This is a genomic window from Streptomyces sp. NPDC058697 (assembly GCF_042715345.1).
Classification (GTDB): domain Bacteria; phylum Actinomycetota; class Actinomycetes; order Streptomycetales; family Streptomycetaceae; genus Streptomyces; species Streptomyces liliifuscus.
Genome location: NZ_JBHXSU010000006.1, coordinates 1 through 23,418, shown reverse-complemented (window position 1 = coordinate 23,418; position 23,418 = coordinate 1). Strand labels below are relative to the sequence as shown.

Annotated in this window: 17 protein-coding genes; 12 read left to right on the top strand and 5 right to left on the bottom strand. The window is 69.6% G+C overall.

Features of this window, described 5'->3' with window-relative positions; all coding sequences use genetic code 11:
• From ACFWXQ_RS16150 to holA, 4 genes are all read left to right on the top strand, one after another.
• Complete coding sequence (locus tag ACFWXQ_RS16150) at positions 1-822, top strand: arylamine N-acetyltransferase (RefSeq protein WP_383951736.1); 822 nt, start codon at positions 1-3, stop codon at positions 820-822.
• Between the two features lie 178 nt (positions 823-1,000).
• Positions 1,001-1,882 (top strand): YceI family protein, encoded by an 882-nt coding sequence (locus tag ACFWXQ_RS16145; RefSeq protein ID WP_383951756.1) that lies wholly within the window; start codon positions 1,001-1,003, stop codon positions 1,880-1,882.
• 139 nt (positions 1,883-2,021) lie between these two features.
• Complete coding sequence (locus ACFWXQ_RS16140; RefSeq protein WP_189837892.1) at positions 2,022-2,267, top strand: hypothetical protein; 246 nt, start codon at positions 2,022-2,024, stop codon at positions 2,265-2,267.
• Positions 2,268-2,644: 377 nt separating this feature from the next.
• A complete protein-coding gene (gene holA, locus ACFWXQ_RS16135; protein ID WP_383951739.1) occupies positions 2,645-3,631 on the top strand; it encodes a DNA polymerase III subunit delta in 987 nt (328 codons plus the stop codon).
• Positions 3,632-4,028: 397 nt separating this feature from the next.
• Here holA and rpsT read toward each other — a convergent pair whose 3' ends face one another.
• Entirely contained in the window at positions 4,029-4,295 is a 267-nt protein-coding gene (gene rpsT / locus ACFWXQ_RS16130) for a 30S ribosomal protein S20 (protein WP_143632071.1), read from the bottom strand.
• 236 nt (positions 4,296-4,531) lie between these two features.
• Between rpsT and lepA the strand changes: the two genes are divergently transcribed.
• Both lepA and ACFWXQ_RS16120 read left to right on the top strand, forming a co-directional pair.
• Complete coding sequence (gene lepA, locus ACFWXQ_RS16125) at positions 4,532-6,400, top strand: translation elongation factor 4 (RefSeq protein WP_383951742.1); 1,869 nt, start codon at positions 4,532-4,534, stop codon at positions 6,398-6,400.
• 308 nt (positions 6,401-6,708) lie between these two features.
• Positions 6,709-8,583 (top strand): AMP-dependent synthetase/ligase, encoded by a 1,875-nt coding sequence (locus tag ACFWXQ_RS16120; protein WP_383951745.1) that lies wholly within the window; start codon positions 6,709-6,711, stop codon positions 8,581-8,583.
• 90 nt (positions 8,584-8,673) lie between these two features.
• Here the strand turns inward: ACFWXQ_RS16120 and ACFWXQ_RS16115 are convergent, their stop codons facing one another.
• Together ACFWXQ_RS16115 and ACFWXQ_RS16110 are read right to left on the bottom strand one after the other, a co-directional pair.
• The gene (locus tag ACFWXQ_RS16115; protein ID WP_359714785.1) at positions 8,674-9,258 is read right to left on the bottom strand and encodes a response regulator; all 585 of its coding nucleotides are present in this window, start codon (positions 9,256-9,258) and stop codon (positions 8,674-8,676) included.
• An 18-nt stretch (positions 9,259-9,276) separates the two neighbouring features.
• Positions 9,277-13,374, bottom strand: a complete 4,098-nt coding sequence (locus ACFWXQ_RS16110; RefSeq protein ID WP_383951748.1) for a HAMP domain-containing protein — start codon at positions 13,372-13,374, stop codon at positions 9,277-9,279.
• 212 nt (positions 13,375-13,586) lie between these two features.
• Between ACFWXQ_RS16110 and ACFWXQ_RS16105 the strand changes: the two genes are divergently transcribed.
• Both ACFWXQ_RS16105 and hemW read left to right on the top strand, forming a co-directional pair.
• Positions 13,587-15,656, top strand: a complete 2,070-nt coding sequence (locus ACFWXQ_RS16105) for a SpoIIE family protein phosphatase (protein WP_383951751.1) — start codon at positions 13,587-13,589, stop codon at positions 15,654-15,656.
• 82 nt (positions 15,657-15,738) lie between these two features.
• Positions 15,739-16,971 carry a radical SAM family heme chaperone HemW gene (gene hemW, locus ACFWXQ_RS16100; protein ID WP_383951753.1) on the top strand — a complete coding sequence of 411 codons (1,233 nt, stop codon included), beginning with the start codon at positions 15,739-15,741 and terminating at the stop codon, positions 16,969-16,971.
• A 246-nt stretch (positions 16,972-17,217) separates the two neighbouring features.
• Here the strand turns inward: hemW and ACFWXQ_RS16095 are convergent, their stop codons facing one another.
• On the bottom strand, positions 17,218-18,021 hold the full coding sequence (locus ACFWXQ_RS16095; protein ID WP_383956079.1) for a DUF3097 domain-containing protein: 804 nt from the start codon (positions 18,019-18,021) through the stop codon (positions 17,218-17,220).
• Between the two features lie 90 nt (positions 18,022-18,111).
• The gene (locus ACFWXQ_RS16090) at positions 18,112-18,969 is read right to left on the bottom strand and encodes an MBL fold metallo-hydrolase (RefSeq protein ID WP_383956082.1); all 858 of its coding nucleotides are present in this window, start codon (positions 18,967-18,969) and stop codon (positions 18,112-18,114) included.
• 238 nt (positions 18,970-19,207) lie between these two features.
• Between ACFWXQ_RS16090 and hrcA the strand changes: the two genes are divergently transcribed.
• The 4 genes from hrcA to ACFWXQ_RS16070 all read left to right on the top strand — a co-directional run bounded on the left by hrcA (position 19,208) and on the right by ACFWXQ_RS16070 (position 23,288).
• Positions 19,208-20,224, top strand: a complete 1,017-nt coding sequence (gene hrcA, locus ACFWXQ_RS16085; protein WP_055615606.1) for a heat-inducible transcriptional repressor HrcA — start codon at positions 19,208-19,210, stop codon at positions 20,222-20,224.
• A complete protein-coding gene (gene dnaJ / locus ACFWXQ_RS16080; RefSeq protein ID WP_383956084.1) occupies positions 20,225-21,361 on the top strand; it encodes a molecular chaperone DnaJ in 1,137 nt (378 codons plus the stop codon).
• A 98-nt stretch (positions 21,362-21,459) separates the two neighbouring features.
• The gene (locus tag ACFWXQ_RS16075; RefSeq protein ID WP_383956088.1) at positions 21,460-22,545 is read left to right on the top strand and encodes a nitronate monooxygenase; all 1,086 of its coding nucleotides are present in this window, start codon (positions 21,460-21,462) and stop codon (positions 22,543-22,545) included.
• Complete coding sequence (locus ACFWXQ_RS16070) at positions 22,542-23,288, top strand: 16S rRNA (uracil(1498)-N(3))-methyltransferase (RefSeq protein WP_383956091.1); 747 nt, start codon at positions 22,542-22,544, stop codon at positions 23,286-23,288. Before ACFWXQ_RS16075 ends, ACFWXQ_RS16070 begins: the two co-directional genes overlap by 4 nt.
• Positions 23,289-23,418 lie beyond the last annotated feature (130 nt).

Genomic DNA, 23,418 nt, shown 5'->3' with positions numbered 1-23,418 from the left:
ATGAAACCCGCACAGGCTGATGCCTATCTCCGCCGTATCGGCGCCGCCCACCCCGCCTGGCCCACTGCCGACGTACTGCGTGAGCTCCAGTTTCGGCACCTGTTGACCGTGCCGTTCGAGAACCTGTCGATCCATCTCGGCGAGGAGATCGCGCTGGACGAGGAGCGGCTGCTGGACAAGGTGGTGGGTTCCCGAAGGGGCGGTTTCTGTTACGAACTGAACGGGGCTTTCGGGATGTTGCTCGGGGCGCTGGGATTCGATGTGACATTCCTCGCGGCGCGTGTGTACGGGGAGGAGGAGCGGCTGGGGATTCCGTTCGACCATCTCGCGCTGCGGGTGCGGACGGTGGACGGGGGTGACTGGCTCGTCGACGTCGGGTTCGGGGCGAACAGTCACTATCCGCTGGCTTTTGGGGAGCGGGGCGAGCAGGCGGATCCGGGTGGCGCGTTCCGGGTGATCGTGGCCGGGGCGGATCCGGCCGGGGTGCGAGGGAACGACAGGAGGTTCGGGGACCTGGACGTCGTGCGGGACGGCAGGTCGCAGTACCGGCTGGAGACCCGGCCGAGGGTGCTCGGGGACTGCGTGGCCGGAGCCTGGTGGCACAGCACCTCGCCTGCCTCGCACTTCACGCAGTCGCTCGTCTGCTCGCGGCTCACCAAGGACGGCGGGCGCATCACGCTCAGCGGACGCACTCTCACGGTCACGAACCCCGACGGCGGGAAGGAAGGGTCGGAACTGGCCACGGACGAGGCGGTGTTGAAGGCGTACCGGGAGCGGTTCGGGATCGAGCTGGAACGTGTCCCGGTTGTCAGGAAAGGCTAATTCCGAGGGAAGAATATTAACGGGGCTGCCAATTCGGGCTACTCGTGCGTAGTCCCAGCACATGTGCTGGATTCCTGCGATGTGGTCGTCTGTTGCCTCGAAAGTCGCATCAGTGGTCGAATACCTCCTCGGCAACAGTGATTTCACAACGTTCGTCTCGCGCGAGGGTGGGTCGCAGATGGTCGGCAGCTGGCTGGGGAAGCGTTCGAACCGAACGCAACGGGCGGATCGGGTCGCCGCGGTGCCGATGCCAGCGGGGGCCGGAGTGCTCACCTGCCGGGTGTTGGATCCGGTCAACCAGCCGGTCGCGCAAGCCGAGTTCGTGGTCACGGACACGGCTGGACGAAAAGTGGTCGGCGGGGGGCTGGATCCGTTCGGGTCGTTCACGGTGACGGTGCCGGCGGGCGAGTACCGGCTCGCGGTGTCGGCCGAGGGGTACGCACCGTTCCGGACGAACGCCGGGGTGGAGGAGAACGGGCTGGCCTCGCTCGGCGAAGTGACTCTTCACGTAGCCCGGCCGACCGCACTGCCTCGGCCGGGGGACTGGGAGATCGAGCCGGCGCACTCCACGATCGGGTTCACCGCCCGGCACATCGGGCTGGCCAAGGTGCGCGGCAGGTTCAACACGTTCGCGGGGGTGATACGGCTGGCCGAGCGTGCCGAGCAGTCGGCCATGCATGTGGTGATCGACGCGTCGTCCATCGACACCAACGTGAAGATGCGGGACGACCATCTGAGGTCCGCGGACTTTCTGGATGTCGACCGGTTTCCGACGCTGGAGTTCTACAGCGATCGGTTCGCGCACCGGGGCGGCAACCGGTGGGCGGTCACCGGGGCGCTGTCGCTGCACGGGGTGACGCGGACGGTCACGCTCGACACGGAGTATCTGGGCGTCGGCAACGGCATGGAGGGCGAGGTGCGGGCGGCCTGCCGGGCCAGTACCGAACTGCGCCGCGACGACTTCACGGTGAGCTGGCAGACGATGCTCGCCCGGGGGATCGCGGTGGTCGGCCCGAGTATCACGGTCGACCTGGACGTACAGATCGTGCCCAAGGGCTGAGGGCGGGGCTGACGGGGCTGCGTGGTCCGACTGGTCTGCTTCGTCTGACGGGTTTTGCCTGGTGGGTCGTCTGACCTGGTGTTTCGCTGACCGCCCGCCCTCGGCGCGGAGCCTCGCCCGCGTACCGGAAAATAGCCGGGTGAGCGATGTGAGACATGTACTGGTCCTGCCCGACCGCGATGCCGCGCACGAGGCGGCGGAGGCGCTCGGGGAGCGGTTCGCACTCGACGAGGAGCCGCAGCTCGTACGGGACGCCCTGGCCGGCGAGGACGACGCCGAGGACGCGCAGTGGCTGCTGGTCCTGCGGGACTCGGAGGGGCGGCTCGATGCGGGGGAACTGGACGAGTTCGCGGGGGAGTGGGACGGGTGGCGCGAGGAGCCGTAGGGGGCCGCCTTCGCGGGTGAAGTACACCTGCACGGCGTGGGCCCTCCGTGTGGGTGTCGGCCGCTCGTGACGGCTGGCCTGTTCCATGGCTGCCACGGCTGTCACGGCTGTCGGTCGGCGTACGGGCGTTGGCTTGCCATCTGCGGGCCTCGTGCACTGGATGAGCGTTGGGTTGTTCCGTGGCTGGCGGTTCTCCGTATGGTCCGGGCGGCCCTCCGTGCGGCTGTAGGGCTACCGCGCGGCCGTCGTTTGCCCGTCGAGCCGTCGGTGTCTCCCGCGGGCGTCGGGTCGCCCCATGGCCGGCAGTCCGCCCCGGGGTGGGCGATCCCATTCACGGGCGGAGTCCGTTGTCAGTGGTGCGTGGGATGCTTGGCGCGATGGCCAGGAACTCTGCACAGGACAACCCGCTCGCCCCCGTCACGATCGCCGTCGGGCAGGAGGACCTCCTGCTCGACCGCGCCGTGCGGGAGGTGGTGGTCGCCGCGCGGGCCGCCGACGCGGACACGGATGTACGGGACCTCATGTCGGACCAGGTGCAGCCGGGCACGCTCGCCGAGCTGACCAGCCCGTCGCTCTTCGCGGAGCGCAAGGTCGTCGTGGTGCGCAATGCCCAGGATCTGTCGGCCGACACGATCAAGGACGTGAAGGCGTATCTGGGCGCCCCCGCCGAGGAGATCACGCTCGTGCTGTTGCACGCCGGCGCGGCCAAGGGCAAGGGGCTGCTCGATGCCGCGCGCAAGGTGGGTGCGCGGGAGGTCGCCTGCCCCAAGATGACGAAGCCGGCGGATCGGCTGGCCTTCGTGCGGAGCGAGTTCCGGGCGTTGGGGCGGTCCGCCACGCCTGAGGCCTGCCAGGCGCTTGTCGACTCCATCGGGAGCGATCTGCGGGAGCTGGCGTCCGCCGTGACGCAGCTTGTCTCGGACATCGAGGGGACGATCGACGAGGCCGTCGTCGGCCGGTACTACACGGGTCGGGCCGAGGCTTCCAGCTTCACGGTGGCGGATCGGGCGGTCGAGGGGCGGGCGGCGGAGGCGTTGGAGGCTCTGCGGTGGTCTCTGTCGACCGGGGTCGCGCCTGTGATGATCACGAGTGCGTTGGCGCAGGGGGTGCGGGCGATTGGGAAGCTGTCGTCGGCTCGTGGGGGGCGGCCTGCGGATCTTGCTCGGGAGTTGGGGATGCCGCCTTGGAAGATTGATCGGGTGCGGCAGCAGATGCGGGGGTGGACTCCGGATGGGGTTTCTGTTGCGCTTCGGGCGGTTGCGGAGGCCGATGCCGGGGTGAAGGGGGGTGGTGACGATCCTGAGTACGCTCTTGAGAAGGCCGTCGTCGCCATTGCGCGGGCGGCCCGGGCGCGCCGCGGCTAGCTGCCGCCAGGCGTTTTTCGCCCCCGCCGCCCCTACCCATTCCCGTCCCTTACTCAGGGGCTCCGCCCCCGAACCCCCGCATCGCGCTGCCGCGCTCGTCCTCAAACGCCGGACGGGCTGGGTGGTGCGCGGCTGATGGGGTGGGTGGGGCTGCCGAGGGTGGGTGGGGAATCGGCCTGAACGGCCTCGTCCTCAAACGCCGGACGGGCTGAAGATCCCCACCCCACGCCAAAGGCCCCGGTCGCTCGTCCTGGGGAAGGGCGGGTGGCCGGGGCCTTGGGTTGTGCGGGGGACTCGTACCCGCGTGGCGAACGCAGTCGCGTACGAGTCGGGGTGCCGGTCGGGAGCGGATAGAGAGGGCCCGCTCAGGTCCTTCCGGCGGTCAAATCAAGTGAGTTCAGCCCTTGAGGGAAGAGACCTTGGAAGCAAGCGCCGACTTCTTGTTGGCGGCCTGGTTCTTGTGGATGACGCCCTTCGAGACAGCCTTGTCCAGCTTGCGCGAAGCCTCGCGCGCGGCCTCCGTGGCCTTCTCGACGTCACCCGCGGCAGCAGCCTCACGGGCCTTGCGGATCGCGGTCTTCAGCGAAGACTTGACGGCCTTGTTGCGCAGCCGAGCCTTCTCGTTGGTCTTGATCCGCTTGATCTGGGACTTGATGTTCGCCACGAATGAGCCTTCTCAGGTTCTGGCACGCGAGAAACGAGACATGAAAACACGCCCCGCGCACCGTTTGGTTTCTTGAGGATGTGCCTCCTGCAGAGAGGGCATGAGACACAGCTGTTCAGGCTACCAGTCACCGCACGAGTGGCCCAAACCGGTCGCACGCCCCCGCCCGTGGGACCATGGAGCCTACGTATCGATCCGACCCGAGGCGACAGGCGCCTCAAGAGACAGGACCCTGCGTGCCCGCGACCCCTAACAATGTGCCCGAGCCGAGCCGTACCGCCCCGGCGCTGCTCCGCAATTTCTGCATCATCGCGCACATCGACCACGGCAAGTCCACGCTCGCCGACCGCATGCTCCAGCTGACCGGAGTGGTCGATCAGCGGCAGATGCGCGCTCAGTACCTCGACCGCATGGACATCGAGCGCGAGCGCGGCATCACGATCAAGTCCCAGGCGGTGCGGCTGCCCTGGGCCCCGACCGAGGATCCGGGCAAGACCCACATCCTCAACATGATCGACACCCCCGGGCACGTGGACTTCACGTATGAGGTGTCCCGGTCGCTCGCCGCCTGCGAGGGGACCGTTCTCCTCGTCGACGCGGCTCAGGGCATCGAGGCGCAGACTCTCGCCAACCTCTACCTGGCGATGGAGAACGACCTCAAGATCATCCCCGTACTGAACAAGATCGACCTGCCGGCCGCCCAGCCCGAGAAGTTCTCCGAGGAGCTGGCCAATCTCATCGGCTGCCAGCCGGAGGACGTGCTCAAGGTCTCGGCGAAGACCGGCATCGGGGTGGACGCGCTCCTTGACCGGGTTGTTCGTGACGTTCCTGCCCCCGTCGGGGTCGCCGATGCGCCCGCCCGCGCGATGATCTTCGACTCCGTCTACGACTCCTACCGGGGCGTGGTCACGTACGTCCGTGTCATCGACGGGCAGCTCAACAAGCGCGAGCGCATCAAGATGATGTCGACCGGTGCGACGCACGAGCTGCTTGAGATCGGCGTCTCGTCCCCCGAGATGACGCCGGCCGACGGCATCGGCGTCGGCGAGGTGGGCTACATCATCACCGGCGTGAAGGACGTCCGTCAGTCCAAGGTCGGTGACACGATCACCAGCAAGGACAAGGGTGCGACTGAAGCCCTCGGCGGGTACAAGGATCCGAAGCCGATGGTCTTCTCCGGGCTGTATCCGCTGGACGGTTCCGACTATCCCGACCTGCGCGAGGCGCTGGACAAGCTCCAGCTCAACGACGCCGCCCTGGTCTACGAGCCCGAGACCTCCGCGGCCCTCGGCTTCGGTTTCCGTGTCGGCTTTCTGGGGCTGCTGCACCTCGATGTCATCCGGGAGCGCCTGGAGCGAGAGTTCAACCTGGAGCTCATCGCCACCGCGCCCAACGTGGTCTACCGCGTGATCATGGAGGACGGGAAGGAGCACACGGTCACCAACCCGAGCGAGTTCCCCGAGGGCAAGATCGACAAGGTCTTCGAGCCGGTCGTCCGGGCCACGATCCTCGCTCCCAGCGAGTTCATCGGCTCGATCATGGAGCTCTGCCAGACCCGCCGCGGCACCCTTCTCGGCATGGACTATCTGTCGGAGGACCGGGTCGAGATCCGCTACACGCTTCCCCTCGCCGAGATCGTCTTCGACTTCTTCGACAACCTGAAGTCCAAGACCCGCGGGTACGCCTCCCTGGACTACGAGCCCACCGGCGAGCAGGACGCCTCGCTGGTGAAGGTCGACATCCTGCTGCACGGCGACCGCGTCGACGCCTTCTCGGCTGTCACGCACAAGGACGCGGCGTACGCGTACGGAGTGCGGCTCGTCGCCAAGCTGCGCGAGCTCATCCCGCGCCAGGCCTTCGAGATCCCCATCCAGGCGGCCATCGGGTCCCGGGTCATCGCCCGCGAGACCATCCGCGCCATCCGAAAGGATGTCCTCGCCAAGTGCTACGGCGGTGACATCTCCCGTAAGCGGAAGCTGCTGGAGAAGCAGAAGGAAGGCAAGAAGCGGATGAAGATGGTGGGCTCTGTGGAGGTTCCGCAAGAGGCCTTCATCGCCGTTCTGTCCAGCGACGACGCCGCCGGCTCGGGCAAGGGCAAGAAGTAGCCACCGGCCCGGTCGTCGGACGGCCGCGCAATCACGGGCCCGTCGCGCTTTCGCGTGGCGGGCCCGCCGCATCGACGGACTGCCGCGTTCCGCCCACGCTCTGTAGGAAGTGACAGCACGCCGCCCCTTACGCACCGGGCGGACGGGCTTTACTCTGATCACCACTCGATGGTTACTCGTGAGTTAAACAACGAGTGCACCGAGCCAGTAGCCAGTGAGTCACCAGCACCAATCTGCCCCTGAGCCAACTGTCAGAGCCAACCGCAATCAGCCAGCCACACGCACTGTCGCGGGCCCCGGAGGATGTCGTGAGCGACACACAGACCCTGATCGAGAACCGTCCGCCGTCCGTGGCGGCCCTCTTCCTGGAGCGCGTGGCGGCGACGCCTGACGCGGAGGCGTACCGCTACCCGGTGCCGTCGGCCTCGGGCGAGGGCCCGGACGACTGGAAGTCCCTGAGCTGGACGCAGGCGGCCGACCGGGTCTTCGCGATCGCGGCCGGTCTGATCGAGCTGGGTGTGCAGCCGGAGCAGCGCGTCGCGCTCGCCTCCTCGACCCGCGTCGAGTGGATCCTCGCTGACCTCGGCATCATGTGCGCGGGCGCGGCGACGACCACCGTGTACCCGCAGACGAACGCCGAGGAGTCGGCCTTCATCCTGGCCGACTCCGAGAGCAAGGTGCTGATCGCGGAGGACGCGGCGCAGCTCGCCAAGGCCCGGGACAAGCGCGGTGACCTGCCCGAGCTGACCCATGTCGTGGTGATCGACCCGGCCGGCGTGGAGTCCGACGAGTGGGTCCTCACGCTCGCCGAGCTGGAGACCCGCGGCGCCGCGTACCTGGAGAAGAACCCCGACCTGGTCAAGGAGAAGGTCGGGGCGATCACCAAGGACCAGCTGGCCACCCTCATCTACACCTCAGGCACCACGGGCCGCCCCAAGGGTGTCCGGCTGCCGCACGACAACTGGTCGTACATGGCGAAGGCCATCGCCGCGACGGGTCTGGTCGGCCAGGAGGACGTCCAGTACCTGTGGCTGCCCCTCGCGCACGTCTTCGGCAAGGTGCTCACGTCCGGCCAGATCGAGGTCGGGCACGTCACGGCCGTCGACGGCCGCGTCGACAAGATCATCGAGAACCTGCCGGTCGTGCAGCCGACGTACATGGCTGCCGTCCCGCGGATCTTCGAGAAGGTCTACAACGGGGTTGCCGCGAAGGCCCGTGCGGGCGGCGGTGCCAAGTACAAGATCTTCCAGTGGGCCGCCGGCCTCTCCCGCGAGTACGCGAAGGCCACGCAGGACAACTTCCGCCGTACCGGCACCGCCTCCGCGCCCTTCGGCCTCTCGGCCAAGCACAAGGTCGCCGACGCGCTCGTCTACGCCAAGATCCGCGAGGCCTTCGGCGGCAACCTGCGCGCCTGTGTCTCCGGGTCGGCGGCCCTCGCGCCCGAGATCGGCTTCTTCTTCGCGGGCGCCGGCATCCACATCCTGGAGGGGTACGGACTCACGGAGTCGTCCGCCGCCTCCTTTGTGAACCCCGGCGAGGCGTACCGCACGGGCACGGTCGGCAAGCCGCTGCCCGGCACCGAGGTGCGGATCGCGGACGACGGCGAGATCCTGCTGCGCGGCCCCGGCATCATGGAGGGCTACCACGGGCTGCCCGAGAAGACCGCAGAGGTGCTGGAGTCCGACGGCTGGTTCCACACCGGCGACATCGGCGAGCTGTCCCCCGACGGCTATCTGCGCATCACGGACCGCAAGAAGGACCTCATCAAGACCTCGGGCGGCAAGTACATCGCGCCCGCCGAGGTCGAGGGCCAGTTCAAGGCCGTCTGCCCGTACGTCTCCAACATCCTCGTGCACGGCGCCGACCGGAACTTCTGCACCGCCCTCATCGCCCTCGACGAGCCGTCGATTCTCGGCTGGGCCGCGGACAACGGCCTGTCGGGCAGGCCGTACGCCGAGGTCGTCGCCGCCCCCGCGACGATCGAGCTCATCGACGGCTATGTCAGGACGCTCAACGAGGGCCTCCAGCGCTGGCAGACCATCAAGAAGTTCAAGCTCCTTCCGCGCGACCTCGACATCGAACACGGCGAACTGACCCCGAGCCTGAAGCTGAAGCGGCCGGTCGTCGAGCGGGAGTACAAGCACCTGATCGACGAGATGTACGCGGGATCGCGCGAGGCGTAGCGCTTCGCGGGGAGAGTGTTTGTTCGTCTGCGGGGTCGTTGTGGCTGGTCGCGCAGTTCCCCGCGCCCCTTGCAGGGGCGCGGGGAACTGTCATAGGCCCCGTCCCTTTCGCATTTCGCGGAGTAGGTCCTCCATGTGGCGTATGTGGTGGCGCAGTTCGAGGACGTCCTTGAGGTCGCTGGTCGCCATGTGGGTCTCGATCGCGCGCAGGCGGTCGGCGAGTTCGTCGAACTGTGCCTGCTCGCGGGCGAGCATCCGCTCCAACTGCCGGTTCTTGCGGTGCAGATCGAGGAAGACGGTCACCTTGGCCCGCAGCACCCAGGGGTCGAACGGCTTGGTCAGATAGTCGGCGGCCCCGGTCGCGTACCCGCGGAACGCGTAGCCCGCGTCGGAGTCCGTGCCGGTCAGGAAGATGATCGGTACGTCCTTGGTCTGGTCGAGCCGCTTGATGTTCGCGGCCGTCTCGAAACCGTCCATGCCCGGCATCCGGATGTCGAGAAGCACGACGGCGAACCGCTGGCGCAGCAGCGCCTTCATCGCCTCCTCGCCCGAACGGGCGCGTACGAGCGGTTCGTTGAGGGACCCCAGGACGGCCTCCAGCGCGATCAGGTTGTCCTCCATGTCGTCCACGAGGAGGATGCTGGCGCGCTCGTCGGTCGAGCCTTCAGTGCTCATGGTGATTGACTGCCTGCCTCATTGGGTCGCCGGCGGGATGGTGGGCTCCTCCGATGCGACGGGTTCGGGCGCGCCGGAACCGAGGGGTTCCGCCGCGCCGGTCGCGACGGAGAGGCCCTGCTCCTCGGCATCCGTGCTCTCGGGGTCCAGGAGCGCACAGACGACGGTCAGCAGCTGATCGACGTCCACCGGCTTGGGTACGTAGTCGTTCGCACCGCGCGCGATGGACTTCTCGCGGTCGCCCGGCATCGCCTTGGCGGTGAGGGCGACGATGGGAAGTCCGGCCCATTGCGGGGTGCGGCGGATGGCGGAGATGGTTTCGTAGCCGTCCATCTCCGGCATCATGATGTCCATCAGTACGAGTTGGACGTCGGGGTTGCGCTCCAGTGTCTCGATGCCCTCGCGCCCGTTCTCCGCGTACAGGACGGGCATCCCGACCCGGCCCAGTACGTGGGTGAGCGCGAAGACGTTGCGGATGTCGTCGTCCACGATCAACACCCGCCGCCCAGGCAGGACTTGGCCTGCCCGCCCCGCCTTCCACGCCTCCAGTTTGGTGGGTGCCGGCCAGCTGTCGTCCTGGTCGTGGACGGTGTAGGGCTCGGAGGACAGCTGCTCGGGCATGGGCAGGGCCTGCTCCTCGGCGCCCGGCTCGGTCGCCGAGTGGCCGGGGCTGACGACCGGCACGTACAGCGTGAAGGTGGAACCCCTGCCGGGCATGCTCTCGGCGATGATGCGGCCGCCCAGCAGGCCTGCGATCTCCCGGCTGATGGACAGGCCGAGGCCGGTGCCGCCGTACTTGCGGTTCGTCGTGCCGTCGGCCTGCTGGAACGCCTCGAAGATCACCGGGAGTTTTTCCGGGGCGATGCCGATGCCGGTGTCGGAGACCGCGAAGGCGATCACGTTGTCGCTCTTGTCGCGGGTGTAGAGGTGCTCGGGGTCCTTGACACGGTTGACGCGCAGCTCGACCCGGCCCGTCGCGGTGAACTTGATCGCGTTCGAGAGCAGATTGCGCAGGATCTGCTGGAGCCGCTGCTCGTCCGAGTACATCTCGCGCGGTACGTCCTCGCCGACCGACACCTCGAAGGCGAGCCCCCGGTCCAGGGTGAGCGGCCGGAACGTGGCGTGGACGTAGTCGAGCAGCTTGATCAGCGGCAGCTTCTTCGGGCGTACGTCCATCCGGCCGGCCTCGATCTTCGACAGGTCGAGGATGTCGTTGATCAGCTGGAGGAGGTCGGAGCCCGAGCGGTGGATCGTCGTCGCGAACTGCACCTCCTGGTCCGAGAGATGACCGTCAGGGTTGTCGGAGAGCAGCCGGGCGAGAATCAGTAACGAGTTGAGCGGGGTGCGCAGTTCGTGCGACATGTTCGCCAGGAACTCCGACTTGTACTGCGAGCTGGTGGCCAACAGCGCCGCCTTCTCCTCCAGTTCGGCGTTCGAGCGCTGCAACTCGGCCTGCTGCATCTGGAGTTCGTCCGAGCGTTCCTGGAGCTGCATGGCGAGGCGCTGCGACTCGCCGAGCAAGGACTCCGTACGGGAGTTGGCGATGATGGTGTTGATCGCGACGGCGATGGTGTTCACGAACTGGTCGAAGAACGCCAGGTGCACGTCCGAGAAGCGGGAGAAGGAGGCCAGCTCGATCACACCGAGGAGCTTGTCCTCGAAGAGGATCGGGATGATGACCACGCTGGCGGGGGCCGCCTCCCCGAGCCCGCTGTTGATCTTGATGTAGTCCGGTGGGGCCTCCTCGACGAGGATCCGCTTCTTCTCGCGGGCCGCCTGCTGGACCAGACCGTGCACCGGGAGGCCGCCCGTCTCGACCGTGGCGCCCTGCGCCGAGCCGTACCCGGCGATGAACGCCAGTCCCTTCGTGGGAACGGTCGTACGGAGAGAGGCGCTCTCCTCGTCCGGGTCGGCCAGGAAGAACGCGCCGTACTGGGCGTTCACCAGCGGGGTCAGCTCGCGCAGGAGCAGGTCGGCGACCTCCATCAGGTCGCGGTGGCCCTGCATCAGCGCGGCCAGACGGGCCAGGTTGGACTCCAGCCAGTCCTTCGCGCGGGTGGTCTCGCGCAGGTTGGACACCATCAGGTTGATGTTGTCCTTCAGCTCGGCGACCTCGCCCTGTGTCTCCACGGTGATCGAGCGGGACATGTCGCCCTGGGCCACGGCCGAGGCGACCTCGGCGATCGCGCGGACCTGGGTGGTGAGGTTGGACGCCAGCTCGTTCACGTTCGTCGTCAGGCGCTTCCAGGTGCCGTACACGCCCTCGACCCGTGCCTGGCCGCCGAGTTGGCCCTCGGAACCGACCTCGCGGGCCACGCGGGTGACCTCGGAGGAGAAGGAGGAGAGCGTGTCGACCATCGTGTTGATGGCCGTCTTCAGCTCCAGGATCTCGCCGCGCGCGTCCACGTCGATCTTCTTGGAGAGGTCGCCGTTGGCCACGGCCGTGGTGACCTGGGCGATGTTGCGGACCTGCGAAGTCAGGTTGTCCGCCATGTAGTTGACGTTGTCGGTCAGGTCCCGCCAGACGCCGGACACACCGAGGACCTGGGCGCGGCCGCCGAGCCGTCCGTCGGTGCCGACCTCGCGGGCCACCCGGGTCACCTCGTCGGCGAATGCACGCAACTGCTCCACCATCGTGTTGACGGTGTCCTTCAGCTCCAGGATCTCGCCGCGCGCGTCGACCGTGATCTTCTTGCCGAGGTTGCCGTTGGCCACGGCTGTTGTCACCTGGGCGATGTTCCGCACCTGTGAAGTCAGGTTCAGGGCCATGAAGTTGACGTTGTCGGTGAGGTCCTTCCAGACGCCGGAGACGCCGCGCACTTGAGCCTGGCCGCCGAGGTTTCCTTCGGTGCCGACTTCGCGGGCGACGCGGGTGACTTCGTCGGCGAAGGCGGAGAGCTGGTCGACCATCGTGTTGATCGTCGACTTCAGCTCCAGGATCTCGCCCTTGGCCTCCACCGTGATCTTCTTGCCGAGGTCTCCCTGGGCCACGGCGGTGGAGACGAGCGCGATGTTGCGGACCTGTGAAGTCAGGTTGTCCGCCATGAAGTTGACGTTGTCGGTGAGGTCCTTCCAGACCCCGGACACGCCGCGCACTTGAGCCCGCCCGCCGAGGTTTCCCTCGGTGCCGACCTCGCGGGCGACGCGGGTGACCTCGTCGGCGAAGGCGGAGAGCTGGTCGACCATCGTGTTGATCGTCGACTTCAGCTCCAGGATCTCGCCCTGTGCGTCGACCGTGATCTTCTGGCTCAGGTCGCCGTTGGCCACGGCCGTGGTGACCTGGGCGATGTTGCGGACCTGTGAGGTCAGGTTCGAGGCCATGAAGTTGACGTTGTCGGTGAGGTCCTTCCAGACCCCGGACACCCCGCGCACCTGGGCCCGGCCGCCCAACTGGCCTTCCGTACCCACCTCGCGGGCCACGCGGGTGACCTCGTCGGCGAAGGCGGAGAGCTGGTCGACCATCGTGTTCACGGTCAGCTTCAGTTCGAGCAGCTCACCGGTCGCCTCGACCGTCACCGTACGGGTCAGGTCGCCGCGCGCCACCGCCGTGGTGACCAGGGCGATGTCACGGACCTGGGCGGTCAGCCGGGACGCCATCGTGTTGACGGCCTCGGTCACGTCCCGCCAACTGCCCGACAGGCCCGTCACCTTGGCGCGACCGCCCAGCCGCCCCTCCGTGCCGACCTCGCGGGCCACCCGGGTCACCTCACCGGTGAAGAGGGACAGCTGATCGACCATCCTGTTGACCGTCCGGCCCAACCGGCGCAGATCGCCCCGCAGTTGACGGTTGCCGTCGTGCAGGTCGACGCGCTGGGTCAGGTCGCCGCCCGCCACCGCGTCGAGCACACGTGTCGCGTTGGCGGCCGGTGCCACCAGCGCGTCCAGCAGCTGGTTCACGTCGTTGACCCGGGTCGTCCAGTGGCCCTGCCCCGGGCTCGCGGACAGCCGCTCGTCGAGCCGGCCGTGGCGTACGAGCTCCCGGCGGACGCGCTGCACCTCGGAGTTGAAGTGCAGGCTGCGGTCCAGGATCTGGTTGAACACGGTGACCAGCTCGGCCGCCAGCCCGTGGCCGGATTCAGGCACTTTGCTGAAGTCGCCGTCCCGGGCGGAGGTCATGGCGGCGAGCAGGGGACGCAGGTCTGATGCCCGAATCTGTCCGTCTTCGAGCACACGCGTAGCACTGTTCTCACTCATGGTGGCCCAACTTCGGTAACTCGGCGCTTATGGGCGTGGCCAGTCTGTCACTCTGTCCGCATCGCCTGAGGTGTATTCGTCCGAACTGCTCCGGGAGCCGCACAGTGGGGCCCATACCGACGCAACGGGAGTCCATGGCCCGTGCTTCTGAGGCGCCAGAGCGCCCGCGGGCGGTGGCGCGTACGTCCTTGCCGGGCAACCCTCTCGCGCCGGGCGCCGCCCGCCGGTTCGTCCGTACCGCGCTTGCCGAATGGACCGAACTCGCCCTGCCCGGCACCGAGTTCATCACCGACCTGCTCGTCGCTGACGCCATGGTGGTGGTCAGCGAACTCGTCACGAACGCGGTGGTGCACGCCGGCACGGACGTGGAGCTGCTGTGCCGGCTCGGCCGTTGCTCGGAGGACTGCCCGGCGGCCGCTGCGGCGGACTCCGGGGCCGTACGGGTGGCCGTTTCGCGTGACGGCTCGCACGAGGGTTCGGGCAGCGACAGGCGTGACGGTTCGGGCAGCGACAAGCGTGACGGTTCGCGTGACGGCTCGGGCGGTGACTCCGAGGCAGGGCGGCCCGGCCCCGGCCCCGGCCCCGGCCCCGGTTCCGGTTCCGGCGTCCTCGTCGTAGAGGTCTCCGACCACCACCCCGCGCGCGCGGTGCGCGACGACGGGGCCGAGCGGCCGTACGACACCGTCGAGTACGGCCGGGGCCTGCGCCTGGTCTCCGCGCTCTCCGATGCCTGGGGCATCACCTACCGCACCGGCGTCAAGACCGTGTGGGCACGCCTGCCCGTCGACGGGATCGCGACCGTCGAGGAGGAGGCGGAGGCGTACGACGGCGAACACGCGCTGCGGCGCGGGCAGCGGGCCGCCGAGATCCTCGCCCCCGCACCCCGGCGCGGCATGCAGGACCAGGACTGGCGCAGCCGCGGCGTCCTCTCCTTCCTCGCCGAGGCCTCCGACCTGCTCGCCGGGCAGCTCGACGAGGACCTGGTCGCCGCGCTCACCGGGCAGCTGCTCGTCCCGCGGCTCGCCGACTGGTGCGCGGTGTGGCTGGAGGACGAGGCCCCGGGCCGCTCCGACGGGGGTGTCGTCGGCGGGCCACGGCTCGCCCGTGTCTGGCACGGCAGCGAGAACCGCATCGAGGAACTGCGCCGGCTCCTGGAGAAGGACCCGCCCGAGCTGCCCGAATCGCACCACGCGGGACCCGTGCCCGTGCCGTGGCCCGCCGAGGCGCTGGGAGCACGGGCGACCGGCGGATCGGCACTCGCGTTCCGGCTGATCGCGGGCGGCAGACCGCTCGGCACGCTGGTCATCGGCCGGGCCGGACAGACCCGCTTCCCCGACGAGATCACAGGGCTCGTCGAGGACCTCGGCCGCCGCGTCGCGCTCGCCATTGGCGCGGCCCGGCAGTACGCACGCCAGGCCACCATCAGCCGCGTACTGCAGCGCGGGCTGCTGCCCGGGGCGGTCGCCGAGATCCCCGGCGTACGCAGCGCGCTCGTCTACGAGCCGTGCGACAAGGGCGGACCCAGCGGGGACTTCTACGATCTCTTCCCCGCCGGTGACGGCCGCTGGTGCTTCGCCCTCGGCGACGTACAGGGCAAGGGGCCCGAGGCGGCCGTGGTGATCGGTCTCGCCCGGCCGTGGCTGCGGCTCCTCGCCCGGGAGGGGTACGAGGTGCCCGACGTCCTCGACCGCCTCAACCAGCTGCTCCTCGACGACGCGACCGAGGCCTCCGACGCGGCCGCCCGGGCCCTGGTGTCCGCGGGCGGCACCGGGCTCGCGGACGAGGGCCCGCAGACCCGCTTCCTCTCCCTCCTCTACGGCGAGCTGGTGCCCTTCGACGGCGGAGTGCACTGCACGGTCGCCTCCGCCGGGCACCCGCTGCCGTTGCTTCTGCAACCGTCCGGGGCGGTCGGAGAGGTGGCCCAGCCGCAGACCCTCCTCGGTGTCTTCGAGGACGCCAGCTACCTCTGCGGGACCTTCGAGCTGCGCCCCGGCGACAGCCTCCTGTGCGTCACGGACGGCGTGACCGAGCGCCGCAGCGGGCACCGGCAGTTCGACGACGACGACGGCCTCGCCGCCGCGCTCGCCGGGTGCGTGGGCCTGAGCGCCGAGCTGATCGCCGAGCGGATCCGCCGCCTGGTCCACGAGTTCGGCGGCAAGCCGCCGGAGGACGACCTGGCGTTGCTGGTGCTGCAGGCGGAGTAGAGGGATTAGGTAGAGGGAGTAGACGGAGGGGGCTGGGCGAGGGCCGGGTGGGGAGTGCTGAGAGTGCTGGACAATGGAGTACATGCCTTCCGCACTTCCCGACGGCGAGCCCGTCCCCGACGACGGGGTGCTGCCCGCGCACGCCCTGGCCGGCGCGGCCGACCGTCCGCTCGGGTTCTACCTCCACGTCCCGTACTGCGCCACGCGCTGCGGCTACTGCGACTTCAACACGTACACGGCGACGGAGCTGCGCGGCTCGGGGGGCGTGCTCGCCTCCCGCGACAACTACGCCTCGACCCTGATCGACGAGATCCGCCTGGCCCGCAAGGTCCTCGGCGACGACCCGCGGCCCGTCCGCACGGTCTTCGTCGGCGGCGGTACGCCCACACTGCTGGCCGCCGACGATCTCGTACGGATGCTGGGGGCGATCCGGGACGAGTTCGGGCTCGCGGCGGACGCGGAGATCACCACGGAGGCGAACCCGGAGTCGGTGGACCCCGCCTATCTGGCCGCGCTCCGGGAGGGCGGGTTCAACCGCGTCTCCTTCGGCATGCAGAGCGCGCGGCAGCACGTGCTGCGCGTGCTGGACCGTACGCACACGCCCGGCCGGCCCGAGGCCTGTGTCGCCGAGGCCCGCGCGGCCGGGTTCGACCACGTCAACCTCGACCTCATCTACGGCACGCCCGGTGAGAGCGACGACGACTGGCGGGCCTCGCTCGACGCGGCGATCGGTGCCGGGCCCGACCATGTGTCGGCGTACGCCCTGATCGTCGAGGAGGGGACACAGCTCGCGCGGCGCATCCGGCGGGGGGAGGTGCCCATGACCGACGACGACGTGCACGCCGACCGGTACCTCATCGCGGAGGACCGCCTCTCCGCGGCGGGCTTCTCCTGGTACGAGGTCTCCAACTGGGCCACGTCCGATGCCGGGCGGTGCCTTCACAACGAGCTGTACTGGCGGGGGGCCGACTGGTGGGGGGCCGGGCCCGGGGCGCACTCCCATGTGGGGGGTGTTCGCTGGTGGAACGTAAAACATCCGGGGGCGTATGCGGGGGCTCTGGCGGCGGGGAGGTCGCCCGGGGCCGGGCGGGAGCTTCTGTCCGAGGAGGACCGGCGGGTGGAGCGGATTCTGCTGGAGTTGCGGCTTCTTGAGGGGGTTCCGCTTGCTCTGCTTCACGGGGATGGGCTTGCGGCGTCTCGTCGTGCCCTCTCGGACGGGCTCCTTCAGGCTGGGCCGTACGTGGCCGGGAGTGCGGTGCTCACTCTGCGGGGGCGGTTGCTCGCTGACGCGGTGGTGCGGGACCTGGTGGACTGAGGGCCTGTTTTCGCCCCCGCCGCCCCTACCCATTCCCGTCCTTCTGGGGCTCCGCCCCAGACCCCGTGGGGTTCGTTGTCGGGTGCGGGCCGTCGTGGGTTGCTCGCGCAGTTCCCCGCGCCCCTAAAGACCTAGGGGCGCGGGGAACTGCGCAGTCTTTTGGGGGTTCGGGGGCGGAGCCCCCGAGTAAGTGACGGGAATGGGTAGGGGCGGCGGGGGCGAGGAAAAGCCCGTTGGCCGCCTCGCTCACTCCGGGGCCGTGACGAAGTCGATCAGTTCTTCCACGCGGCCCAGTAGCTCCGGCTCAAGGTCTCGGTAGGAGTGGACCGAGCCAAGGATCCGCTGCCACGCGGCACCCGTGTTGTCGGGCCAGCCCAGCGCCCGGCAGACCCCCGTCTTCCAGTCCTGCCCGCGCGGTACGCGGGGCCAGCCGGGGATGCCGACGGACGCCGGCTTCACGGCCTCCCAGACGTCGATGTACGGATGCCCCACGACAAGCGCGTACTCGCTCGTCACGGCCTCCGCGATCCGCGACTCCTTCGTGCCGGGAACGAGATGGTCGACCAGCACCCCCAGCCGCGCATCCGCTCCCGGGTCGAACTCCTCGACGATGGCGGGCAGATCGTCGATGCCCTCCAGGTACTCGACGACGACACCCTCGATCCGGAGGTCGTCACCCCAGACCCGTTCGACCAGCTCCGCGTCGTGCCGCCCCTCGACGTAGATGCGTCCCGCCCGGGCGACCCGTGCCCGGGCCCCGGGCACGGCAACCGAACCGGAGGCCGTACGAGTGGGGCGTACGGGTGCGGACGACGGGCGCACCAGCGTCACCACGCGCCCCTCCAGCAGGAACCCCCGGGGCTCCAGCGGAAACACCCGGTGCTTGCCGAAGCGGTCCTCCAGGGTGACCGTCCCCGCCTCGCAACGGATCACGGCACCGCAGAACCCGGTCCCGGGCTCCTCGACCACGAGCCCCGGCTCCGCCGCCACCTCGGGCACGGGCTTGGGCTTCTTCCACGGAGGGGTCAGGTCCGCTGAGTACTGGCGCATTCGGATGACGATAGGAGAAGGCCCCCGCCCGGCGCACCGAGCCCCCCTACGACACGCCGACGAGCCTCCTGCGGCAGGGTCACGGGCTCCCTACGACACGCCGAAACGCTGTGCCAGCGCGTCCCGTTGGGCCCGTACGAACCCGGCGTCGACCGCCGCCCCGTGGCCGGGCACGTACACCGCGTCCTCGCCCCCGAGTGCCAGCAGCCGGTCCAGGGCTGCGGGCCAACGGGAGGGGACGGCGTCGGGGCCCGCCTGAGGTTCACCGGACTCCTCGACGAGGTCCCCACAGAAGACGATCTCCGGCGAACTGGTCCAGGACCCGCCGGGACCGCTCGGACCGCTCGGACCGCTGGGACCGCCTGATCCGCCGGGGCCGCCGAGACTGCCAGGGCCGCCGGAGCCGCCGAGGCCGCCCGAGTCGCCGAGGGCTCCGGCGCTTGCCGGGATGAAGACCGCCAGGTCGTGGCCCGTGTGGCCCGGGCCCGCGTTTGCCAGTAGGACCTGTATGCCGCCGCCCAGGTCGAGGGTCCACTCGCCGGAGACGAGGTGTCGGGGGCGGACGAGGAGGTCCGCCGCCTCGGTCGCCTCGCCCGGATCGGCGCCGTTGCGTACGGCGTCCGCCAGCAGCTCGTCCCGGCCGTCGACGAGCACCCGATCGAGGCCGACCGCGCCGAAGACCTCGACCCCCGCGAACGCCGCCGCGCCGAAGACGTGGTCGAAGTGCGGGTGGGTGAGCGCGAGATGGGTGACCCGCCCGCCCCCGAGCAACCGCCGCGCCTCCGTACGCAGCCGCGCGCCCTCCCGCAGCCCCGACCCGGCGTCGATCATGAGCGCCGCACCCTCGCCCACCACGAGCCCGACCGTGCAGTCCCACCCCGGAAGCCGGCAGCGCCCCACACGCGGCCCCAGTTCCTCCCACCCTGCCTCTTCCCAAGTCACCCTCATACGCCGACGCTAGCTCTACGCCCCATGAAGTGCGCAGACAGTAGTCGGGACAGAGCAGGACAGCCCCGTACACGTCGTCGTGACATCGCGGGGCCGCCCTTGCCCGGGGCGCACCTACCGGCCGTACACTTGGCGCGGGGATGCTGGCACTCGTGCGGGCTGAGTGCCAGGCAAGGCGATCGAGATGATCGAGGACCGCATCGAAGACCGCGGGGAAGACCAGCTGGAGGTGTGCGCGATGCTCAGTGAACGCAGGCTCGAAGTGCTGCGCGCCATCGTCCAGGACTATGTGGGCACCGAGGAGCCGGTCGGTTCCAAGGCGCTCACGGAGCGCCACCGGCTGGGCGTCTCCCCGGCGACCGTCCGTAACGATATGGCCGTCCTTGAGGACGAGGGCTACATCGCCCAGCCGCACACCAGCGCCGGCCGCATCCCGACGGACAAGGGCTACCGCCTCTTCGTCGACAGACTCGCGGGCGTCAAGCCGATGACCGCGCCGGAGCGGCGGGCGATCCACAGCTTCCTCGACAACGCCGTCGACCTCGACGACGTCGTGGGGCGGACCGTCCGGCTCCTCGCGCAGCTCACCCGGCAGGTCGCCGTCGTGCAGTACCCCTCGCTCACCCGCTCGACCGTGCGTCATGTGGAGCTGCTGTCGCTGGCCCCGGCCCGCGTCATGCTCGTACTGATCACGGACACCGGCCGGGTCGAGCAGCGCATGGTGGACTGCCCGGCGCCCTTCGGGGAGGCCTCTGTGGCGGATCTACGCGCGCGGCTCAACAGCCGGATCGCGGGCCGCCGTTTCGCGGACGTCCCGCAGCTGGTGCAGGATCTCCCCGACGCTTTCGAGTCGGACGACCGGGGTACGGTCGCGACGGTGCTCTCCACCCTCATGGAGACCCTCGTCGAGGAGACCGAGGAGCGGCTGATGATCGGCGGCACCGCCAATCTGACCCGCTTCGGACATGACTTTCCCCTCACCATCCGTCCGGTGCTGGAGGCACTTGAAGAGCAGGTCGTGCTCCTCAAACTCCTTGGTGAGGTCAATGATTCGGGCATGGCCGTACGGATCGGTCACGAGAACGCCCATGAGGGACTCAACTCCACGTCCGTCGTCTCCGTCGGCTACGGTTCGGGCGTCGAGGCAGTAGCAAAACTTGGCGTCGTCGGACCGACGCGCATGGATTACCCCGGAACGATGGGAGCGGTACGAGCGGTGGCACGGTACGTAGGACAGATCCTGGCGGAGTCGTAAGTGGCCACGGACTACTACGCCGTACTCGGCGTGCGCCGCGACGCGTCCCAGGACGAGATCAAGAAGGCATTCCGGCGGCTCGCACGCGAGCTGCATCCGGACGTCAATCCCGATCCGAAGACGCAAGAGCGCTTCAAGGAGATCAACGCCGCGTACGAGGTGTTGTCGGACCCGCAGAAGAAGCAGGTCTACGACCTCGGCGGTGACCCGCTGTCCCAGGCGGGCGGCCAGGGCGCGGGCGGCTTCGGCGCCGGCGGGTTCGGGAACTTCTCGGACATCATGGACGCCTTCTTCGGTACGGCGTCGCAGCGGGGCCCCCGGTCGCGCACGCGGCGCGGCCAGGACGCGATGATCCGGCTGGAGATCGACCTCGACGAGGCGGCCTTCGGCACGACGAAGGACATCCAGGTCGACACGGCCGTCGTGTGTACGACGTGCAGTGGCGAGGGCGCCGCGCCCGGCACCTCCGCGCAGACCTGTGACATGTGCCGCGGGCGCGGCGAGGTGTCCCAGGTCACGCGGTCCTTCCTGGGTCAGGTCATGACGTCCCGGCCGTGTCCGCAGTGCCAGGGGTTCGGCACGGTCGTCCCGACGCCGTGCCCCGAGTGCGCGGGTGACGGGCGGGTGCGGTCGCGCCGGACGCTGACCGTGAAGATTCCCGCCGGTGTCGACAACGGCACGCGGATCCAGCTCGCGGGCGAGGGCGAGGTCGGGCCCGGTGGCGGCCCCGCCGGTGACCTGTACGTCGAGATCCACGAGGTCGCGCACTCCACCTTCCAGCGGCGCGGCGACGACCTGCACTGCACGGTCACCATCCCGATGACCGCGGCCTCCCTCGGCACCAAGGTGCCGCTGGAGACGCTCGACGGGATGGAGGAGGTCGACATCCGTCCGGGCACGCAGTCCGGGCAGTCGATTCCGTTGCACGGGCGGGGAATCACCCACCTTCGCGGTGGCGGGCGCGGTGATCTCATCGTGCATGTCGAGGTCATGACGCCGACCAAGCTTGATCCCGAGCAGGAACGGCTGCTGCGCGAGCTCGCGCTGCTTCGGGGGGAGGAGCGGCCCACGGGTCAGTTTCAACCCGGGCAGCAGGGGCTGTTCTCCAGGCTGAAGGACGCGTTCAACGGGCGCTGAGGGTTTTCCTCCTCGGCCCCCGCCGGGTGATTCCCGTGGCTTATGCCCGGGGGAAGGCCGGATTCGGACTTGTACGGAGGACGTGACAACATGCCGTCATGTCCTCCGCGCTGACCGATCTCTTCCCACTCCCGATCGTGCAGGCCCCCATGGCGGGCGGCGTCTCCGTGCCGCAGCTCGCAGCGGCCGTGTCCGAGGCCGGGGGGCTCGGTTTCCTCGCCGCCGGCTACAAAACGGCCGACGGCATGTACCAGGAGATCAAGCAGTTGCGGGGCGCCACCAGCCGCCCGTTCGGCGTGAACCTGTTCATGCCGCAGCCCGAGTACGCCGACCCGGCCGCGGTCGAGGTCTACGCCCACCAGCTCGCCGGCGAGGCCTCCTGGTACGAGACCGAACTGGGCGACCCCGACAGCGGACGCGACGACGGATACGACGCCAAGCTCGCCGTACTCCTCGACAACCCGGTACCGGTCGTCTCCTTCCACTTCGGCTGCCCCACGCGTGACGTCCTGGACTCCCTGAGCCGGGCCGGCACGCTGACCCTGGTCACGGCGACCACCGCCGAGGAGGCGCAGGCCGTGCAGTGGGCGGGCGCCGACGCGGTGATCGTGCAGGGCGTCGAGGCCGGCGGCCACCAGGGCACCCACCGCGACAACCCGGAGACCGACGGCTCCGGCATCGGACTGCTCTCGCTGATCGCGCAGGTCCGCGAGACCGTGCAGATCCCGATCGTCGCGGCCGGCGGCATCATGCGCGGCAGCCAGATCGCCGCCGCGCTCGCCGCGGGCGCGAGCGCCGCCCAACTCGGCACGGCGTTCCTCGCCACCCCCGAGTCGGGCGCCAACGCCGTGCACAAGCAGGCGCTGACCAACCCCCTCTTCGTCCGTACGCAGTTGACGCGTGCGTTCTCCGGCCGGCCCGCGCGGGGTCTGATGAACCGCTTCATGCGCGAGCACGGGCCGTACGCGCCCGCCGCCTACCCGGACGTCCACCACCTCACCTCCGCGCTCCGCAAGGCTGCTGCCAAGGCGGGGGACGCGCAGGGGATGGCGCTGTGGGCGGGACAGGGCCACCGGCTCGCGCGCGAGCTGCCCGCCGGGCAGCTGGTCGAGGTGCTCACGGCCGAACTCGCCGCCGCCAAGACAGCGTTGTCTTCCAACTCGGGCGGGGGTCCGGTCCGTTGACCGCCCCGGTGTTCGTGGTGGACGTGGTGCCGGGCGGGCCCGAGTTCGTGCTCGACGGCCCCGAGGGGCGGCACGCCGTGTCCGTGAAGCGGCTGCGGGCGGGCGAGGACGTCGTCCTCACCGACGGGCGGGGGCGCTGGGCCGAGGGTGTCGTCAAGGCGGCCGAGGGCAAGGACCGGCTCGTGGTGACGGGTATCGCCGAGGTGCGCGAGGAGCCCGAGCCGGCTCCCCGTATCACCGTCGTCCAGGCGCTGCCCAAGGGCGACCGCGGTGAACTCGCCGTCGAGACGATGACGGAGACCGGTGTCGACGAGATCGTCCCCTGGGCCGCGTCCCGCTGCATCACGCAGTGGAAGGGCGAGCGGGGGCTCAAGGCGCTCGGGAAGTGGCGGGCCACTGCGCGTGAGGCGGGCAAGCAGTCTCGGCGGGTGCGGTTTCCTCGGGTCGCGGACGCGATGACGACCAAGCAGGTTGTCGCGTTTCTCGCCGACGTGGACCTTGGGGTGGTGTTGCATGAGGACCGGGGGTACGGGAGCGAGCCGTTGGCTTCCGCCGAACTGCCTTCCTCCGGGCGGATCGTGCTTGTCGTGGGGCCCGAAGGTGGGGTCTCGCCCGAGGAGTTGGCTGCGTTCGCGCAGGCCGGGGCGAAGGCCTGTCGGCTGGGGCGCAGCGTTCTGCGCACCTCCACGGCCGGTACGGCGGCGACGGCCCTGCTCCTGACCCGAACGGGCCGCTGGTCCTGACGACCTTTTCCTCGCCCCCGCCGCCCTTACCCGTCCCGTCCCCTGGGGCTCCGCCCCAGACCCCGTGGGGTGCGTTGTCGGGTGCGGGTGGGTGGGGGCTTGTCGCGCAGTTCCCCGCGCCCCTTTAAGG

Coding starts and splice junctions, on each gene's coding strand:
- ACFWXQ_RS16150 (WP_383951736.1), top strand. CDS start 1: ATGAAACCCGCACAGGCTGATGCCTATCTCCGCCGTATCGGCGCCGCC.
- ACFWXQ_RS16145 (WP_383951756.1), top strand. CDS start 1,001: ATGGTCGGCAGCTGGCTGGGGAAGCGTTCGAACCGAACGCAACGGGCG.
- holA (WP_383951739.1), top strand. CDS start 2,645: ATGGCCAGGAACTCTGCACAGGACAACCCGCTCGCCCCCGTCACGATC.
- ACFWXQ_RS16115 (WP_359714785.1), bottom strand. CDS start 9,258: ATGAGCACTGAAGGCTCGACCGACGAGCGCGCCAGCATCCTCCTCGTG.
- ACFWXQ_RS16110 (WP_383951748.1), bottom strand. CDS start 13,374: ATGACCTCCGCCCGGGACGGCGACTTCAGCAAAGTGCCTGAATCCGGC.
- ACFWXQ_RS16105 (WP_383951751.1), top strand. CDS start 13,587: ATGGCCCGTGCTTCTGAGGCGCCAGAGCGCCCGCGGGCGGTGGCGCGT.
- hemW (WP_383951753.1), top strand. CDS start 15,739: ATGCCTTCCGCACTTCCCGACGGCGAGCCCGTCCCCGACGACGGGGTG.
- ACFWXQ_RS16095 (WP_383956079.1), bottom strand. CDS start 18,021: ATGCGCCAGTACTCAGCGGACCTGACCCCTCCGTGGAAGAAGCCCAAG.
- ACFWXQ_RS16090 (WP_383956082.1), bottom strand. CDS start 18,969: ATGAGGGTGACTTGGGAAGAGGCAGGGTGGGAGGAACTGGGGCCGCGT.
- hrcA (WP_055615606.1), top strand. CDS start 19,208: ATGCTCAGTGAACGCAGGCTCGAAGTGCTGCGCGCCATCGTCCAGGAC.
- ACFWXQ_RS16075 (WP_383956088.1), top strand. CDS start 21,460: ATGTCCTCCGCGCTGACCGATCTCTTCCCACTCCCGATCGTGCAGGCC.